The following is a 17,891-nucleotide window of genomic DNA, read 5'->3' on the forward strand; positions in this document are numbered from 1 at the left end:
GTTAAAAAAAGGAAAATAAGAATGAAAATACTTTCGGCATCCCAGATGAGCTGGGTAGATAAACAAACAATGCATGATAAGGGGATCAGTAGCCTTGACTTGATGGAGCAGGCAGCGACCGCTGTTTTTGAAGCAATCAAGCAGCAGTATCCAAGATTGGAACAGCATTCCTTTTGTATTTTTTGTGGTAAAGGCAATAATGGTGGCGATGGATTGGTACTGGCCAGGCTTCTGGATCAACAGCAAGCTGAGGTCCGCGTCTATTTAATTGATACGCCGGATTATTCGGCAGATAACTTAGCAAACCAAAATCGCTTGCCTGCTCATCTTATCCGAAAAATTAGTACCAAAACTCAGATTCATATTCCTGGAGAGGCAATTGTGTTAGATTGTCTATTTGGTTACGGATTGAAATACCCGTTGAATGAAGACTGGCGGAATCTCATCGCAGCCATTAATGGCTTTAGTGGACCTGTTTATGCAATAGATATACCTTCAGGTCTTTTAAGTGACGAAACTACACCCAAAGATTCACCCGTGGTGGAGGCAGATCTGGTGTATACGTTTCAGTCCCCTAAATTGGCTCTGTTAATGCCTGAGAATAGATTTCGGGTCAAAGCGTTTCATGTATTGGATATTGGGCTGAGCCCAACGGCCTTTGATCAGGTTGATACTGCTTTTCACTATGTCGATTCAGCTTTGCTCAGGTCGTTCTATCGGAAACGAAATAAATTTGATCACAAAGGAACCTTCGGACATAGTCTGATCGTCGGTGGGAGTAGGGGCAAGATGGGCGCTGTACAATTGGCCTTAAAGGCTGCTTTGCGCGCGGGCTGTGGTTTAGCTTCTGCTTATATACCATCCTGTGGCTATACAAGTATCCAGACCGCCGTCCCCGAAACTATGGTAATTACTGATCCCGACGACGATCTGATTACACAGTTTCCCGATGTGCATAGTTTTCAATCCATCGGTATCGGCATTGGTATGGGGACAGCCCAATCTACGATTGATGCTTTTAAGATGTTTATCGCGCAGGGTCTTGATACCCCCTTGGTATTAGATGCTGACGCATTGAATATCTTGGCGCAACAACCCGAACTATGGCAGTTCGTTCCGAAACAAAGTATATTGACTCCACATCCTAAAGAATTAAGTCGATTACTGGGGGCTTGGCAGAATGACTTTCAAAAGATGGATAAGGTGAAGGCTTTTGCAGCACAATACCAGTTGTACGTTTTGATCAAAGGGGCCAACAGTGCGCTGGTAACACCTGAGGGAGTAATTTATTTCAATAGTACCGGCAATGTCGGAATGGCTACGGGTGGCAGCGGAGATATCTTGACTGGGATATTGACGGCTTTGATCGGTCAGGGCTATTCTTCCCGGGAAGCACTGATTATGGGAGTATACCTTCATGGAAGGGCAGCCGATATTGCGGTACCGTCAATTGGCGTTTATTCCTTATTGCCTTCAGACATTATTAGTTATCTTCCAGCAGCTTTTTTAGAACTCGAAATACAGCGATGACAGATTGGTATATCGAACAGGTATTTGCGGCCCGCACCTGGAAGCTCCGAAAGGAAGTATTCAGTGCCAAAGGGCAACTGTCAGAGGTCATGCTTGACGGAGATTTTGAAGCCTCGCATTTTGCGGCTTACAATGGCGATGAAGTTGTGGGGGTACTTACTTTGCAGCGCTCGGAAGAGGACTATGAAATTCTTTATTTTGCCGTTCACCCCGATTTTAGAAAACAGGGAGCAGGTAGTGCGTTACTTCGTTATGCGCTACAATTTGTTAAAATAGTTGAAGGTCGTAGTCTCTTTGTTCGGACGACTTCGCAGCAGCAGCATTTTTGGATACAAAATGCATTTGTTCTAATGAAAGAATCAGGTATGCCAGACCGGTTCATATACAATATAAAAGAGGATATTATATCTCCGTGAGATGCATGAATGGGGAATTCCTGTCACGATTGGGCTAGTTCTTGAACTCTCCTTCGTGTTGAATAATAGACTGAGTGGGCATAAAACCAGATTTTTTGAATTGCCTTAGGTTTTTATTGTTTGCGGTGGCATGAGACAATAAGGCAAGTCATGTCTGTTGCGTATGGCGAAGTATGTAAAAACAACGTTCATCAGGTACATGATGCCCTTGTTTTGATAGTAAATGACATCTTTATGCTGTCTAAATGCTTGCATAATCAATACGGTCTGCGGCTGTAATCGGCCGGATGACGCGACATGGATTTCCTGCCGCAATGACATCAGCAGGGATATCTTTTGTAACCACAGAACCTGAGCCAATCACCGAATTTCTTCCGATACGTACTCCGGGGTTAACAACGACCTGCCCGCCGATCCATACATTATCTTCAATGACAATGGGGGCCGAAAATTCCCAGCCCTGATTTCTTGTTTCAAAATAAATCGGATGACCTGCGGTAAAAAGACTGACGTTTGGCCCGAACAGTACATTTGCACCAATTGTCACGGGTGCACCGTCCAAAATGGTGCAGTTGTAATTGCTGTAAAAGTTCTCACCAATGGAGATGTTATAGCCATAATCGCAACGGAATGGTGGTTCCAGAAAGAAACGGCTACCTGTTGTTTTAAATAGCTTTTGAATGATCTGCTTTCTGAATTTGATCTGTTTGGGTTCGGAGTCATTGAAACGTTTGAGCTCTTCTTTTGCAAATTGCCTTTCTTTAAATAGTTGTCCATCCGTATCGATATAGGGTATGCCCGCAATCATTTTCTCCTTGGGTGATTTCATTCAGTCAATATTTTTGATCTGGCGCAAATATACGGGAAGTTTTTTAGGCACTACATGGACAGTTAAAATTAAACTGTCGTTTATGGGCTGAATTTATTCTTTCTGGATGAAATAATATATTCTTTACAAACAATTTGCTGCTGAGAAGCATTTAGATAATGGAACACACAGAATGCTATTGCCTTCACGGAAGGCTTTTATTCAAAACAATCATTTCAATGAAAATCGCTTATATCAGTACCTATTTACCCAAAGAATGCGGTATCGCAACCTTCACTTCGGATCTGCTGCATGCAGTGGCCCTACACAATCAGGATCTGACCCAGCACGTTATTGCCGTTGCTGATCGAGATTATCTTTATCCAAGTGAAGTGGTTTTTACTATTGACCAGTACCATCAGCTTTCCTACATCGAAGCTGCCAACTACATCAACGACAATGGTTACGACTGCGTCGTACTTGAACACGAATATGGTATTTTCGGAGGAAATAGCGGTATGTATATTCTTTCGCTCATTAATGCGCTTCATATTCCGCTGTTGGTAAATTTTCATACCATTCTGGAGAAACCGAATGTTGACGAGAAAGCGATTTTGATAGAATTGGTTAAACGTGCTTCCATCGTTGTTGTCATGAGCAATTACGCGATTACATTGTTGAAATCCGTCTATCGTGTCAATACCGCGAAAGTGAGGCTCATCCACCATGGGGTACCCGAATTTTGCCTTAGTCAGGAAGAAGCTAAAGCGCAGATAGGGCTTTCAGGCAAAAAGATTTTATTGACTTTCGGATTCATAGGACGGAATAAGGGAATTGAAACCGTGATTGAGTCTCTTGCCGAGGTGGTTAAAGACGAACCTGATCTTTTGTATTTGATCGTTGGGAAGACGCACCCCAATGTACTGGCCCATTCCGGAGAAGAATACCGTGATTATCTCAAGAGCTTGATAGACACATATAAGTTGGGAGAACATGTGCAATTTGTCAATTCTTTTGTCAGCCAGTCGGACCTTGTTACCTACCTGTCGGCCTGTGATGTGTATGTGACTCCTTATGTCAACGAAGCGCAAATCACAAGCGGAACACTATCCTATGCCATAGGGGCGGGGGCTGCAGTGGTGTCTACGCCCTATTGGCATGCCAAAGAGCTGTTGGCTGATGGCCGTGGCGTACTGGTAGAGTTTAAAAATCCTGCCCAGATGGCGAGGACTTTGACAGCATTATTTAGCAATCAGGAATACCGTATGACCCTGCGCGACAACGCCCGAAACTTTGGTAAGGAGATGACCTGGCGAAATATCGGGCTTCGCTATACCCGGCTTTTGGATAAAGTGGTGCCTTCACAGGATGGTTTCAAAGAAAATGTCACATTTTCTAAAGATGAAATGCCTAAGTTCAGCTGGAAACATATTGATCGCTTGACCAATCAGGTCGGTATTTTGCAGCATGCGACCTATTCATTGCCTAATTATAAAGAGGGGTATTGCTTGGATGATAATGCGCGTGCACTACTGGTTACTTTATTGGCACAGCGTGACTTTTCAGACAAAAAACTAGACCGTCGTATCTCCACTTATCTGAGTTACATCTACTATCATCAGCGACAAGACGGGCTGTTTCATAATTTCATGAGCTTTCAGCATAATTTTCTCGATGAAGTCGGATCAGAGGATTCTTTTGGCCGAACGATCTGGGCTTTAGGTGTACTGCTCCGGGAAACAAAGCTGACAAGCTATTATCAGTTGGGGCATGAACTGTTTTTTAGATCCGTGCCAAATTTTCGTCAGCTGCGGTCCAATCGTGCCATTGCCTATACCATACTCGGTATCGCCGAGTATTTGCATCATCAGTCGAATGACGAAGTCATGATCGAATTGATGCGAGAACTGGTCAGTAAGTTGATACGGGAATATGAGGCAAGTTCGGATGACAATTGGCAATGGTTTGAGGCGGTACTGGCCTATGATAATGCTATTTTGCCTTATGCTTTACTGACAGCCTATCCATTTCTTAACGATGAGGCCGTTAAACAATTGGGCTTATCGACCCTGACATTTCTGGAGAGCATTACCGTTCAGAATGGCGCTCTTTCGCTGGTCGGAAATCAGGACTGGGCAAAACAGGGGAAACACATCAGCAAATTCGGTCAGCAGCCGCTTGATGTCACGGCAATGGTGTTTATGTACCGCGAAGCATTTCGTCTGACCAACAAAAAGGTCTATTTTGCCCGTATGATCGCTTCGTTCCGCTGGTTTTTAGGCGAGAATGACTTAAAACTCGGACTTTACGATGAAGAAACCAAAGGCTGCTGCGATGGCCTTGAATCTTATGGAATCAATAGAAACCAGGGCGCCGAAAGCATCCTCTGTTTCTATCTTGCCTATATTATCGTTTACGGTGCTTTTATTGATAGCGCTCAGGATTCAAAATAGCAAGCAGCAAGTCCTCCAGATTGATCGTCGCATAGGTGGATGCATAGTCAGACATCGCGTAGGGCAAAATCAGCTGTTCATTGTGAACCAGTGCACCACAGGAATAAATGACATTAGGGACGTAGCCTTCACGCTCCTCGTCATTGGGAGTCATCAAAGGACTGTGAAGACGGCCTATTTCCACATGCGGGTTGTCCAGGTCCAGTAAGGCTGCGCCGAGGACATACTCGCGCATCGGGCCGACCGCATGTGTCAGGATCAGCCAGCCGTACTTGGTCTCTATCGGTGATCCGCAATTGCCTATCTGCACATATTCGTAGGCATATTCAGGTTGCTGGATCCTAATCGCCGTTTCCTGCCAGATATTGATGTTATTGGAATAGGCGATATAGTTGTTTTCACCATCAATACGGCACAGCATCGCATACCTGCCGTTGATTTTTCGGGGGAAGAGTGCCGCCCCTTTATTGGCAATCTCCCCATAGATCGGTTTTACCTTGAAATGGTAGAAATCTTTGGTGGTCAAAAGCTTGGGGAGTATGCTGAATCCGTCGTACGCTGTGTAGGTCGCATAGTAGATGCTTTCTCCTTTTTCATCCTTAAACTGTACAAAACGGGCGTCCTCGATGCCTCTTTTCTCTGTATCCGCAATCGGGAAGATGACCCGTTCAGAAATGGAGGTGTCCAGTGAAAATGTCATTTCATAATGGGATGAGGCCAGCCATAGTGCCTGTTGTAAAAAGGTGATGTTTTCGAGATTTTCTTCGCTATCCCGTCTGACCTCATCAATATAGCGTTTGAGTTCTTCATAGGTAAAGGTAGGGGTTAATTTTTGCTCAAGTTTCGTTTTCACCTCTGTGGGTTCAGCATGGAGCTCATTCATCTTTTTTAAGAATGATTCCTTATGGTAACGATGGTTTTTGACCTGAATTGGTTTGTCCAACAAATTACCGATATAATCTATATGGATATTATTGTCCAGGTCAAGGGTGCCGGCACGAAAAACAATCGAAGATACATGGCCTTCACCTGTGGCCCTAAAGCTCAGTATCACACGTTTTTCACCTTTAAAGAGTTCGGTCTGATCTGGGTGCTCTACGATGGAGGGATTAAAAAGAGCTGCCGATTCAATGGAGTACTCCATCGTAAAATATGAACCGATCAAAAGCTTGTCCAATTGGCTGAGTTTATCTTTCGGAAAAGAAACTTTCTCCAGTAAATGGCTGACACGTTCAAAATTACGTTCAAAAATGTTGATAATGCTACGATGTCTTTTTGTGTAGCTCCGGAGAACCTGACCAAAAACCTCTTTGCGCTCGGATTCGCTCAGCTCTAGCGTGCGTTTAATGATTTTGATCGTACGTTCATCGCCCAGGAAAAAGAATCTTGCCAGTACTCTTTTCTTGTCCGGTTTGAAATAAATGTTTTTTCGCTCTACTTTTACGGGTTTGTACATGTCGGTGTTTTTGATGTTTTACACTGTTGTAAGAACTATCAACAAATGGTTTTTGTTTTTATAAGCATCGGTTAAAGCGAGCATATATTGTAAAAATGGAGTAACTTTGCCCGATACAAATTTTTAGATATGGCTGAAAATAGTTTAGATACATTAGAACCAAAAGCAATTTGGCAAAATTTTGCTGCCCTGAACACTGTTCCGCGGGCCTCGAAAAAAGAGGAACGTGTCATTTCGTTCATGGTAGATTTTGGAAAATCACTGGGATTGGCGACCAGCGTGGACGAAATAGGGAATGTGCTGATCAAGAAACCTGCAAGTGCGGGAATGGAAGATCGCAAAACTGTGGTGTTGCAATCGCACTTGGATATGGTCCACCAAAAGAATAACGATACCATTTTTGACTTTGACAATGAGGGTATTAAAATGTATGTCGATGGTGACTGGGTAAAAGCCGAAGGAACTACTTTGGGAGCGGATAATGGGCTGGGGGTGGCTACGATCATGTCTATTTTAGAGTCTACAACAATTGTTCATCCAGCGATTGAAGCTTTGTTTACCATTGATGAAGAGACTGGAATGACTGGGGCTTTGGGATTAAAAGGTGGTGTGTTGTCAGGCGAGATCCTATTGAACCTTGATACTGAAAATGACAATGAGATCGACATTGGTTGTGCTGGCGGTATTGATGTTACGGCAACACAATCCTATATCGCAGAAGCCTGTCCTTCAGACGCCATATCTTTTGAACTTACGGTAAAAGGATTGCATGGCGGACATTCAGGTATGGATATCCATAAGGGCTTTGCGAATGCCAATAAAGTGATGAACCGTCTTTTGTTTAAGGCCAATGAACGCTATGGATTACGTATTGCATCGTTATTGGGCGGCAGCCTTCGCAATGCGATCCCAAGAGAAAGCGTGGCCAAAGTTGTCATAAATAAAGACAAATCGCCGGCATTCATTGCAGAACTGACACAATTGGCGCAGGACATCAAATTTGAATTTGCAACGACCGAACCCCTAATGGAAATCATAGTGCAGCCAAGTGATGCAGTTCATACGACAGTTGTTCCTGTTCGCGTACAGGAGAATTTAATCAATTGCGTATATGCGGCATTGAATGGTGTCTATCGGGTGAGTGCAGATTTTGAGGATCTTGTTGAAACTTCCAACAATATAGCTAAAGTTGAGGTGGGGGATGGGCAGATGGCTATTAAATGTTTGACCCGTTCTTCGGTTGAAACGTCCAAGTTTGATCTAGCCTATTCATTGCAGGCAGCCTTTGAATTAGGAGGCTTTGATGTGGCATTCTCCGGAAATTATCCGGGATGGGCACCCAATCCAAATTCTGAAATTTTAGAGGTGCTTAAATCCATTTATACAAAACAACACGGGGAGGCTCCAGAAGTTGTGGCCTGTCACGCTGGATTGGAATGTGGTATATTGGGAACCAATTATCCCGGTATGGATATGATTTCTTTTGGTCCAACGATATTGGGGGCGCACTCACCGGCAGAACGCGCTTCCATATCTTCTGTTCAGAAATATTGGAGCTTTGTGCTCGAAATATTAAGAGAGATTCCACGTAAGTAAGCCGCTGCTCTACTTCGCAGCAAGAGCAGCGTATACTAACAATATACCAGCCCCCAAAGTTTAGCCAATTTTGGGGGTATTTTTATGCTGTTTATTTCCCATTCGCTTTTAGGTTGCTTATTTCATTATCCGAAAAAGGTTAATAACAACAGGATGTACGCATCTAAAAGAATCAAACAAACTTACCACGTATATTATCGTCATATATCGTGGGATTTTCAATTATTTTTCACTTTCCTTGTAGAAAACGAAAAATAATTGTATTTTCAGGATGAAAAAATGATTTACTAGACCAAAATTTTATTAAACCTCTCTATTGAGGGGTGGACCTAATATTGATATAATGACCATAATCCTCATTGTAATCAGCATTTGTTTGCTCATTCTATGCATTACTTATTTTAAGATTAATGCGTTTCTTTCGTTTTTATTGGTTTCTATTCTCAGCGGACTGTGTTTGGGTATTGCACCGGATCAGCTGGTAGGTACTGTTGAAAAAGGAATCGCGGGCGTTATGGGGAGCCTGACCTTGATTATCGTGCTGGGCGCCATGTTGGGCAAGATCGTCGCCGAAAGTGGCGCTGCTGAAATCATCGCTGTGCAGATGGTTCGGCTGATGGGGGAGAAGTACTTGCAGTGGGGCCTAATGCTGACCGGTTTTGTTGTTGGGATTCCGTTGTTTTACGGGGTTGGTTTCGTGCTGCTGGTACCGCTGATTTTTTCGATTTCTTATCGATACAAGCTTCCGGCCGTATATATTGGGCTGCCCATGCTGGCCGCATTATCGGTTACCCATGGATTTATTCCTCCCCATCCATCACCAGTTGCGCTGGTCGCACTTTTTCATGCGGATATGGGGCTGACATTGATTTATGGTCTTTTGATCACTTTTCCGGCGATTGTATTAGGAGGACCTATTTTCGGCCGACGCCTGCGGAATATGCTCCCGAGTCAAGAATCAATCTTCCAGCAGGAAAAAACAGTCGATCAACAGGTGTACAAGCAGCCTGCGGTTGGTACCAGTTTGGTCGTTGCCTTGCTACCCGTTCTATTGATTATCTTATTTACCCTTATACCTTATATATACCATACCGATGATGCCAACGTACAGCGCTGGTTGAAATTTATCGGCAGCACAACAGTGGTCATGGTCATTGCAATCGCTTTGGCCACCTACTTACTGGGATCGAAACTTGGCCGTTCCATGGTCAAAGTCATGTCGATCTATGAGTCAGCAGTCAAGGATATTGCGATGATCTTATTGATTATTGCCGGATCTGGAGTTTTCAAACAGGTCATGGAGGATAGTGGTGTGAGCCTTTTGTTGGCCAATACCTTACAGCAACTTCCTATTTCACCCTTGCTATTAGCATGGTTAATTACTGCTGTCATCAGAGGTTGTGTGGGGTCAGCAACAGTTGCCGCACTGACAGCTGCTGGAGTTTTATTACCCATTGTTACAGCAGGCAAGGTTGACCCCAATCTGATGGTATTGGCAATCGGGGCTGGAAGTCTCATGTTTTCCCATGTCAATGATGCGGGCTTCTGGCTGTTTAAGGAGTATTTTGGCCTGAGCGTCAAGGACACTTTATTCTCCTGGTCGATTATGGAAGCCATTGTTTCCATCGTCGGACTGGTTGCTGTTTTGCTATTGCAAATAATTTTATATTAGCTATTATATTTTTAAACTTTAAAATCATTCACGATGTACAACGCAGATGAACAATTTGAGAAATTAGGTTTGACATTACCTCCGGCACCAGCACCTAAAGGTGTATATAAACCCTACGTTATCGATGGCAAGTATCTTTATCTTTCTGGACATGGGCCGGTACAGGATGACGCTTCGCTGATTATCGGACGGATTGGTAGCGATATCAGCCCCGAGGATGGAAAACTTGCGGCTAGACAAGTGGGATTGACCATGTTATCGACAATCAAAACTAATTTGGGCTCGTTGAATAAAATTAAGCGAGTTATTAAGGTATTGGGTATGGTCAACTGTACCTCCGATTTTCTGTATCATCCCGGGGTAATCAATGGCTGTAGTGAGTTGTTTGCTGCGGTATGGGGCGAGGAAAATGGAATCGGTACACGTAGTGCGGTCGGATTTGGCTCCCTACCAGATAATATTCCTGTTGAGATAGAAGCACTATTTGAGTTATATTAACCGGTGGATCATGGAAAATTGGTATCGGGTACAAAATGTGGATCAGATAGATTCCCCGGCACTGCTGGTATATCCTGATCGTATTGTTCGGAATATAGAAAGGGCACTGAAATTTGTTAATGTGGATGCTGGCCGTTTACGGCCACACATCAAAACCAACAAATGTAGGGAGGTCTGTCAGTTATTGTTGGACAGCGGGATCAGCAAATTCAAATGTGCGACTATCGCTGAAGCCGAACTTCTTGGTATGGTCGGAGCGAAGGACGTTTTATTGGCTTATCAGCCAGTGGGACCAAAGATTGACCGTTTGCTGCATTTGATCGAAGCATTTCCCAATACAGATTATGCCTGTCTGGTAGACAATGCCGATTCAGCGCATGAGCTATCAGCGCGAGGACTGCAAAATGGCAGGCCTCTTGCAATTTACATCGATGTTAATGTTGGTATGGGGCGTACCGGGGCTTCTATCGCCCAAATGGAGCGTCTTGTGCTTGATATTCAGTTACTGGATGGCATTCATTTGATGGGGGTACATGGCTATGATGGACATATTCATGATAAGGATCACCAAGTTCGTGAACAACAAAGTCAGCAGGCATATCGTGTACTCGAAATGGCTTATCTGATGGCGCAGGGTTCTACTTCTACACCGTTGACAAAGGTGATCGGTGGATCACCCAGTTTTCCGTTCCATGCCGAACGTGACGATGTGGAATGCAGTCCCGGCACCTTTGTGTTCTGGGATTTTGGTTATGCCGAAAATTATGCCGAACAGGACTTTCTGGTAGCTGCTGTATTGCTGACACGTGTTGTTTCCATCGTGGATCATAAGCATCTGTGTCTGGATCTGGGTTACAAGTCTGTGGCAAGTGAATCGCCGCAGCCCCGTGTCAAATTTTTTGATCAGCGGATCGGAACGATCAAAATGCAGAGTGAGGAGCACCTTGTTGTTGAGGTGCGGGACAGTACCGATTTTAAGATTGGCGATGAGCTGTATTGTGTGCCACGGCACATCTGTCCGACAGTCGCTTGTTATGACGAAGTGCAGGTAATTGATAAAGGAACCGCTGATCAGGTCTGGAAGGTGCTTGCACGAGGTAAAAAGATAAATTATTGATATGTACGAATTTGAAATGCCTTTTGTGGTTGATGCTCACTTAGACTTGAGCATGAATGCCATGGAGTGGAATAGAGATCTCCGGCTACCCATTCAGGAATTGAACCGAAGGGAGCAAGGGATGGAAGATAAGCCCGACCGGGCAAAAGCTACGGTTACTTTTGAAGAGCTACGCAAAGGAAATATCGGTATCGTTGTAGCCACGCAGATTGCACGGTTTGTCCGTCCGGACAGCACTTTGCCGGGGTGGTACTCAGCAGAGCAGGCCTGGGCGCAGACACAGGGGCAATTGGCTTGGTACAAGACCATGGAGGCTGACGGACACATGAAAATGATCAAAACAAAGAGCGATTTGGAGCAGCATCGTGCTGTGTGGTCCAAGGTAACTGATCATTCAATTAAACCCATCGGTTATCTGCTGAGCCTAGAGGGTGCCGATTCTTTGGTGGATATCAGTCATGTGGAAGTTGCCTACAATTATGGTTTGCGGGCGATCGGCCCGGCACATTATGGGCCAGGGAGATATGCCAATGGAACCGATTCCTCCGGTAAACTGAATGCGAAAGGTGTACAGTTATTGCAGGAAATGGAACGATTGGGGATGATCTTGGATGCAACACATCTTAATGACGATGCTTTTTGGGATGCGATGGGACGATACAATGGCGCAATCTGGGCCAGCCACAACAATTGTCGGAAGTTTGTGGATCACAACCGACAGTTTAGCGATGAGATGATCAAGATTCTGGTGGAGAAGGGAGCCGTTATCGGCGTTGCTTTAGATGCCTGGATGATGGTGCCCAACTGGGTACGTGGTATATCTGATCCCAAATCTACCAATTGTTCGATGGAAATCATGGCCGATAATATCGACCATATCTGTCAATTGGCGGGCAATGTCAATCATGTCGGGGTAGGGAGTGATTTGGATGGAGCCTTTGGTCGGGAACAGTGTCCTTACGATCTGGAGACCATTGCTGATATCCAAAAGGTTTTTGGAATATTGAAACGACGCGGCTACGGCAACGCTGATCTTGAAAAAATCGCCAGCCAGAACTGGTTGAATTTTATGCGGGATGCCTTACCGGAATAACGGAAAGTCTTATCAGAATAGCAGAAAATCCTCCTTGGGTAATAGCAGTTCATGATATCAATGGTTTTGTTGAGATGCTTAGCATACTATAGTTATCTTCAATGACGATTAAGGTCATGATCGTTAAAAACTCAGATTTAGACCTTTAGGGGGTAGTAGTCTTCTGGAAAGTCACTTCAAGGTTAGGCCTATAGGGCAGATAAAATCAGATTACAGTAAGCAGATCGTTACAAAAGGGCCCGCTTACCCAATAGATATGTCTTCGAAATAAATGATATATTCGTACAGAAACAATTCTAAACCGTTATGACGCTTACCTTACGCCTCCAGTTATCCCTGATGATGTTTTTGGAATATTTTATCAAAGGAGCCTGGTTTGTTACTTTAGGTACCTACCTGATCAAGTCGCTAAATGCATCAGGAATGGAGGTAGCCAATATATTTTCTACGCAGTCCCTAGGTGCGGTATTTGCTCCTTTTTTTGTTGGTTTTGTCGCAGACCGTTATTTTAATGCAGAACGTGTGCTCTCAGCTTTACATCTGCTGGGTGCGGCGTTGCTCTATGGGTTGTCTCAGGCGCCAGATGCCAGCCGTTTTTATCCCTACGTCTTTGTTTATTTTATGGCCTATATGTCGTCACTTTCCCTTTCCAACGGTATTGCTTTTCGACATATCGCGGATGCTAAAAAGTATTTTCCGGGAGTCCGGGTATGGGGAACAATCGGCTGGATCTGTTCAGGTCTTGTGATCAGCTATCTATTCCGCTGGGATAGTCCCGGGGCAATAAGCCGGGGAGCATTGCACAATACCTTTATTATGGGCGCTGTCTGTTCTGTGCTTTTGGCGCTATTCAGCTTGTTCCTTCCTAAAACTCCACCACAGATAAGGGTAAAAGATGAAAAATTTGATTTTGGAAAAGCTATCGGGCTGGATGCACTGGGGCTGTTAAAACAAAAGAGTTTCTTAATCTTTTTTGTTACGGCCATCGTGATCTGTATTCCAATTTCGTTTTATTACCAAAATGCCAACCCCTTTTTGGTCAATGTCGGTATGGCAAATCCAACCGCAAAAATGGCATTGGGGCAGTTTTCAGAAGCGATCTGTTTGCTGTTGATTCCATTTTTCTTTAGACGTTTGGGCTATAAGAAAATGATTTTATTGGGCATTGCCGCATGGGCATTGCGGTATCTGTTCTTTGCTTTTGGGGATGGACAGGAAAAAGCCTTTTTGCTTATCCTAGGTATTGTTTTGCATGGAATATGTTATGATTTTATGTTTGTCGTCGGACAGATCTATACCGATCGGATTGCTGGTGAAAAATATAAAGCTTCGGCACAGGGGCTGATCACGATTGCCATGTATGGAGTAGGGATGCTGATCGGGTTCTGGGTTGCCGGTGGAGTTTCAGATTATCTCAAAGTGGCTTATGCCGAACAATTCTGGGAATACCTATGGTTTATACCGGCTGGAATTTCATTTTTCTGTCTGCTCCTGTTCGCTGTTTTTTTCAAAGAAGAAAAAATGGTACAGACAGCAGGAGATATAAAGTGATCTGGCAAAGTAATAAAAAGGCTGCTCAAAAGTTTAATTGGCCTTCAAAAGTATTTATCTTGCTTTTGAAGTTCATTCCAGTTTTTTGAACAGCCTTTTTTCTGAAATAGGGGCTAAATAAGATCTGATTAAACCATATCAAACCATTGCTGATATTTTTCGCCAATAAGAGGAAGGGCTTTTTTCTCGCCCGAGAATGCCGCAATTAAACCCAATATAAGAGCGATAAGCAAGATTATACCGACAACATTCATCATTATTCCACCGATACCTGGGATAAAGCGCAATAGACCTAATGCCATTCCTGTAACGGTAATACCGATACTCTGTCTGATGTGGAACTGACCTAAAGAAGTCTTTTCCTTATTGTTCATGATGATGGCTGCAATCAGACCGATGAGGGTTAAATAGGAAATAATAGCAACTGTTTTGCCTTCGTTTGATGATGTGCTCTGCACTGAGTTTCTCTCCATGATACTTATACGATAAAGTGTGATGTAAATGTATAAGGCAAATGTAAAAGAGAAAATCCCTGTTTTCTTTAGCTGAATTCAGGGATATTTAATTTTGTGCAGTATTTACTGTCATTATTTAGGGCAGTTGTGACTATCCTTCGACGCTTTCCAGCAATTGTTTTTCGTGAAGTTCAAAATATTCACCTCTTTTCTCCATTAATTCAAGGTGAGTGCCCTGCTCGACAATCTGACCTTGATCCATGACAAGAATATGGTCCGCATTTTTGATGGTCGAAATCCGGTGGGCAATGAAAATACAGGTTTTACCCTTCATGATACGGCTTAATGAGCGTAATATGGTTTCTTCGGTTTTGGTATCAACAGCAGATAAGCAATCGTCAAAGATCAATATATTGGGTTCTTTTACCAACGCTCTGGCAATGGATACACGTTGTTTTTGACCACCCGATAGGGTGATACCGCGTTCTCCAACAGCAGTTTCAAAACCATCTTCGAAAGCGATAATATTATCATAGACAGCAGCGTCTTTAGCGGCTTGTTCGATCTGTTCCTGCGTGAAATGATCCAGACCGAAACCAATGTTATTGGCAATTGTATCTGAAAATAAGAATACATCCTGAGGGACAAAGCCAATTTGCTGACGTAGATTTTTGAAGTTGAGATCCTTTAATGCAATACCATCGTATTGGATATTACCTTTGTCTATATCATACATGCGTAGCAGTAGGTTGGCCAGCGTAGATTTTCCGGAACCAGTTTTTCCGATGATAGCCAGTGTTTTTCCGATAGGTACCTGAAATGATATATTTTTAATGGCCTGAATGCCTGTTTCGGGATAGGTGAACGAGATATTTTCTACCTTGATTTCACCTACGATTTCTTTATCTATTTTCCCATTGGCAATTGGCGATTGGGTTTCAAGGAACTCATTGATCCGTTTTTGTGATGCCGCGGCACGTTGTACCAGTGAGGTCACCCACGCTAAAGACATGGCCGGAAAGGTCAATTGATTGACATAGATAATAAATTCAGCAATGTTTCCGGCTGTGACCGTTCCCTTGGCAACTTCAATCCCGCCGATATAGATGGTGATGACAGTACTGAGACCGATCAGCAATAAGATAAGCGGAAAGAAAACTGCCTGTACCTTAACCAGATCCAGCGCTGTGTTGCGGTAGACTGTACTTTCCTTTTCAAAGGCCTGCATTTTGTTCTGCTCCCGGGTATAAGTCTTGATGACACGGATACCGGCAAAGGTTTCCTGAACAAAAGAAGAGAGGTTTGCCAGCTGTTTTTGTATTTTTAAGCTGCGCTTATTGATAATTTTATTGACAAAGAGAATGATGACTGATAACACAGGTATCGGTGCCAATGCATAAGTAGCCAATCTTCCATTAACGCTATACATGGCATAAATAACCATAATAGACAGGACCACGGTATTAATGGCATACATAATGGCCGGTCCTAGATAGTTCCGCACCTGATTGACATCCTCTGTCGCGCGGCTCATTAGATCACCGGTATTATTTTTACGGAAAAATCCGAAATTCAGCTCCTGATAATGATTGTATATTTCATTTTTAAGATCATATTCGATATAACGGGAAGTCAGAATAATGGTCTGCCGCATAAAGAATAGGAAAATGCCCCTTAGCAGAGAAAGCAGCAGGACAACAAATCCAAAGAATAGCAGGCTCGTGCCAAATACTTTGTAAATAAGTTCCTGCCTGTCAAAACCATCGAACAGCCGGTAGAGGTAAATATTTTCTTGTACCAAGTCAAACGCTTCACGAATCACTTTAGCGGGGAGCACCCCAAAGTAATTGGAAATGATGACAAAAATCACCCCTGGAACCAGTTTCCAGCGGTATTTATAAAAGTACTTATTTAAGTAGGCGAGATCCTTCATATTATGGATACAAAAATAGGACTAATTCGTCAACTCTGCTTTATATTTCGATGAAATTACTGTCATTGGGAAATCAAATGTTAAGTCTTGGATAAAAAAAGATATTATGCACAACGAATAATTTTCCTACTTTTGCATCAAGTACCTTAAAAAATTAAAACAAATTAGAGTAGTACATTTTATGTCAACATCTCAAAATTCTATTTTTGAATTGATGAGCCAGTCTGGCCATCAAAACTTATTTTTCTGTAATGATGAATTAGTGGGCTTAAAAGCTATTGTTGCGATCCATGATACCACATTGGGTCCGGCAATAGGAGGGGTTCGTATGTTGCCATACGAAACGACAGAAGAAGCTATTGAGGATGCTTTACGTTTATCTAAGGCCATTACCTATAAATCCGCGATCACCGGATTGAACTTAGGTGGTGGAAGTGCTGTTATTATCGGTAATAGCCGTTTGGACAAATCTGAGGTTTTATTGCGCCGTTTGGGCCAATTTATTGAGGGATTGAACGGTAATTTCATTGCTTCTTTGGATGTGGGTACAACACAGCGTGATTTAGAATATATTTATACAGAAACAGAACATGTTGCCGGTTTGCCAAAAGCGATTCACGGCAGTGGGGTTGGAGATACATCAATTTTTGCAGCTCAAGGTGTTTATTTCGGTATTAAAGCCTGTTTGAAAGAATTGTATGGATCGGAGAATGTGGCAGGCAAAAAAGTTATTGTACACGGGGTAGGTAGTGTCGGAGAGCGATTGATCGCGATGTTACGTGAGGAAAATGCACGAGTGTATGTGAGCGACATTACAGAGGAGAAAATGCTTAAGGTGGCGGCGAAATACAAAGCCGAACCGATCCCATACAACGAAGTCTTCGATCATGAGTTTGATGTCTATTCACCTTGTGCATTGGGCGGTACGGTAAATCCGGAATCGGCGCAAAAAATGCAATGTAAAATAATTGCCGGTTCGGCAAATAATCAGCTGAAAGATGAGGTAACCACAAGTACAATTCTTCATGAGCGCGGTATCTTGTATGCACCGGACTATTTAATCAATGCAGGTGCGTTGATCAGCTGTTATTCAGAAATTCAGAATTATGGGGTGGATCACACGGAATTTGTGATCAAAAACATATATAATGCGACTAGGGACGTGTTGAAAAAATCGAAAGAGGAGAATATCTCTACTTTTGAAGCGGCCAATCGCATTGCGGAGAAGCGTATCCAAGATATTAAAAAAATCAAGAGATAGTCTTCTTCCCAAAATCGTTCTTATTTATTAGTTTATAAAAAATCGTTCTTTA

At 43.2% G+C, this 17,891-nt stretch carries 14 protein-coding genes; 10 read left to right on the forward strand and 4 right to left on the reverse strand.

Annotated features, from left to right (window positions below; translation table 11 throughout):
* Positions 1-21: 21 nt before the first annotated feature.
* Both ABTV71_RS10020 and ABTV71_RS10025 read left to right on the forward strand, forming a co-directional pair.
* Complete coding sequence (locus ABTV71_RS10020) at positions 22-1,530, forward strand: NAD(P)H-hydrate dehydratase (protein ID WP_433903082.1); 1,509 nt, start codon at positions 22-24, stop codon at positions 1,528-1,530.
* Positions 1,527-1,946, forward strand: a complete 420-nt coding sequence (locus tag ABTV71_RS10025) for a GNAT family N-acetyltransferase (RefSeq protein WP_121121578.1) — start codon at positions 1,527-1,529, stop codon at positions 1,944-1,946. Before ABTV71_RS10020 ends, ABTV71_RS10025 begins: the two co-directional genes overlap by 4 nt.
* 241 nt (positions 1,947-2,187) lie before the next feature.
* Here ABTV71_RS10025 and ABTV71_RS10030 read toward each other — a convergent pair whose 3' ends face one another.
* The gene (locus tag ABTV71_RS10030; RefSeq protein ID WP_121121580.1) at positions 2,188-2,775 is read right to left on the reverse strand and encodes a sugar O-acetyltransferase; all 588 of its coding nucleotides are present in this window, start codon (positions 2,773-2,775) and stop codon (positions 2,188-2,190) included.
* 218 nt (positions 2,776-2,993) lie between these two features.
* Between ABTV71_RS10030 and ABTV71_RS10035 the strand changes: the two genes are divergently transcribed.
* Positions 2,994-5,207: a glycosyltransferase family 4 protein gene (locus tag ABTV71_RS10035; RefSeq protein ID WP_433903083.1), complete on the forward strand. Its 2,214-nt coding sequence runs from the start codon at positions 2,994-2,996 to the stop codon at positions 5,205-5,207.
* Here the strand turns inward: ABTV71_RS10035 and ABTV71_RS10040 are convergent.
* Positions 5,179-6,663 carry a glycoside hydrolase family 130 protein gene (locus ABTV71_RS10040; protein ID WP_433903084.1) on the reverse strand — a complete coding sequence of 495 codons (1,485 nt, stop codon included), beginning with the start codon at positions 6,661-6,663 and terminating at the stop codon, positions 5,179-5,181. The two genes, ABTV71_RS10035 and ABTV71_RS10040, sit on opposite strands and share 29 nt — an antisense overlap.
* 129 nt (positions 6,664-6,792) lie before the next feature.
* Between ABTV71_RS10040 and ABTV71_RS10045 the strand changes: the two genes are divergently transcribed.
* From ABTV71_RS10045 to ABTV71_RS10070, 6 genes are all read left to right on the forward strand, one after another.
* Positions 6,793-8,259 (forward strand): aminoacyl-histidine dipeptidase, encoded by a 1,467-nt coding sequence (locus tag ABTV71_RS10045; protein WP_433903085.1) that lies wholly within the window; start codon positions 6,793-6,795, stop codon positions 8,257-8,259.
* Positions 8,260-8,602: 343 nt separating this feature from the next.
* Positions 8,603-9,931 carry a gluconate:H+ symporter gene (locus ABTV71_RS10050; protein ID WP_433903086.1) on the forward strand — a complete coding sequence of 443 codons (1,329 nt, stop codon included), beginning with the start codon at positions 8,603-8,605 and terminating at the stop codon, positions 9,929-9,931.
* 33 nt (positions 9,932-9,964) lie between these two features.
* Complete coding sequence (locus ABTV71_RS10055; RefSeq protein ID WP_108632217.1) at positions 9,965-10,429, forward strand: RidA family protein; 465 nt, start codon at positions 9,965-9,967, stop codon at positions 10,427-10,429.
* Between the two features lie 10 nt (positions 10,430-10,439).
* Complete coding sequence (locus tag ABTV71_RS10060; protein WP_433903087.1) at positions 10,440-11,546, forward strand: D-TA family PLP-dependent enzyme; 1,107 nt, start codon at positions 10,440-10,442, stop codon at positions 11,544-11,546.
* 1 nt (position 11,547) lies between these two features.
* Positions 11,548-12,639, forward strand: a complete 1,092-nt coding sequence (locus tag ABTV71_RS10065) for a dipeptidase (protein WP_433903088.1) — start codon at positions 11,548-11,550, stop codon at positions 12,637-12,639.
* Between the two features lie 306 nt (positions 12,640-12,945).
* Complete coding sequence (locus ABTV71_RS10070; protein WP_433903089.1) at positions 12,946-14,190, forward strand: MFS transporter; 1,245 nt, start codon at positions 12,946-12,948, stop codon at positions 14,188-14,190.
* 128 nt (positions 14,191-14,318) lie between these two features.
* On the opposite strand, the gene ABTV71_RS10075 is transcribed toward ABTV71_RS10070, so the two are convergent.
* Positions 14,319-14,663, reverse strand: a complete 345-nt coding sequence (locus ABTV71_RS10075; protein ID WP_121121593.1) for a hypothetical protein — start codon at positions 14,661-14,663, stop codon at positions 14,319-14,321.
* A 133-nt stretch (positions 14,664-14,796) separates the two neighbouring features.
* Positions 14,797-16,578 (reverse strand): ABC transporter ATP-binding protein, encoded by a 1,782-nt coding sequence (locus ABTV71_RS10080; RefSeq protein WP_121121595.1) that lies wholly within the window; start codon positions 16,576-16,578, stop codon positions 14,797-14,799.
* Positions 16,579-16,759: 181 nt separating this feature from the next.
* Between ABTV71_RS10080 and ABTV71_RS10085 the strand changes: the two genes are divergently transcribed.
* On the forward strand, positions 16,760-17,839 hold the full coding sequence (locus tag ABTV71_RS10085; protein ID WP_121121597.1) for a Glu/Leu/Phe/Val family dehydrogenase: 1,080 nt from the start codon (positions 16,760-16,762) through the stop codon (positions 17,837-17,839).
* Positions 17,840-17,891: the final 52 nt, after the last annotated feature.

This window comes from Sphingobacterium puteale (genome assembly GCF_050986225.1).
Classification (GTDB): domain Bacteria; phylum Bacteroidota; class Bacteroidia; order Sphingobacteriales; family Sphingobacteriaceae; genus Sphingobacterium; species Sphingobacterium puteale.

Bases quoted from the DNA above. Each gene is read 5' to 3' on its own strand.
- ABTV71_RS10020 (WP_433903082.1), top strand. From the start codon at position 22: ATGAAAATACTTTCGGCATCCCAGATGAGCTGGGTAGATAAACAAACA.
- ABTV71_RS10025 (WP_121121578.1), top strand. From the start codon at position 1,527: ATGACAGATTGGTATATCGAACAGGTATTTGCGGCCCGCACCTGGAAG.
- ABTV71_RS10030 (WP_121121580.1), bottom strand. From the start codon at position 2,775: ATGAAATCACCCAAGGAGAAAATGATTGCGGGCATACCCTATATCGAT.
- ABTV71_RS10035 (WP_433903083.1), top strand. From the start codon at position 2,994: ATGAAAATCGCTTATATCAGTACCTATTTACCCAAAGAATGCGGTATC.
- ABTV71_RS10040 (WP_433903084.1), bottom strand. From the start codon at position 6,663: ATGTACAAACCCGTAAAAGTAGAGCGAAAAAACATTTATTTCAAACCG.
- ABTV71_RS10045 (WP_433903085.1), top strand. From the start codon at position 6,793: ATGGCTGAAAATAGTTTAGATACATTAGAACCAAAAGCAATTTGGCAA.
- ABTV71_RS10050 (WP_433903086.1), top strand. From the start codon at position 8,603: ATGACCATAATCCTCATTGTAATCAGCATTTGTTTGCTCATTCTATGC.
- ABTV71_RS10055 (WP_108632217.1), top strand. From the start codon at position 9,965: ATGTACAACGCAGATGAACAATTTGAGAAATTAGGTTTGACATTACCT.
- ABTV71_RS10060 (WP_433903087.1), top strand. From the start codon at position 10,440: ATGGAAAATTGGTATCGGGTACAAAATGTGGATCAGATAGATTCCCCG.
- ABTV71_RS10065 (WP_433903088.1), top strand. From the start codon at position 11,548: ATGTACGAATTTGAAATGCCTTTTGTGGTTGATGCTCACTTAGACTTG.
- ABTV71_RS10070 (WP_433903089.1), top strand. From the start codon at position 12,946: ATGACGCTTACCTTACGCCTCCAGTTATCCCTGATGATGTTTTTGGAA.
- ABTV71_RS10075 (WP_121121593.1), bottom strand. From the start codon at position 14,663: ATGGAGAGAAACTCAGTGCAGAGCACATCATCAAACGAAGGCAAAACA.
- ABTV71_RS10080 (WP_121121595.1), bottom strand. From the start codon at position 16,578: ATGAAGGATCTCGCCTACTTAAATAAGTACTTTTATAAATACCGCTGG.
- ABTV71_RS10085 (WP_121121597.1), top strand. From the start codon at position 16,760: ATGTCAACATCTCAAAATTCTATTTTTGAATTGATGAGCCAGTCTGGC.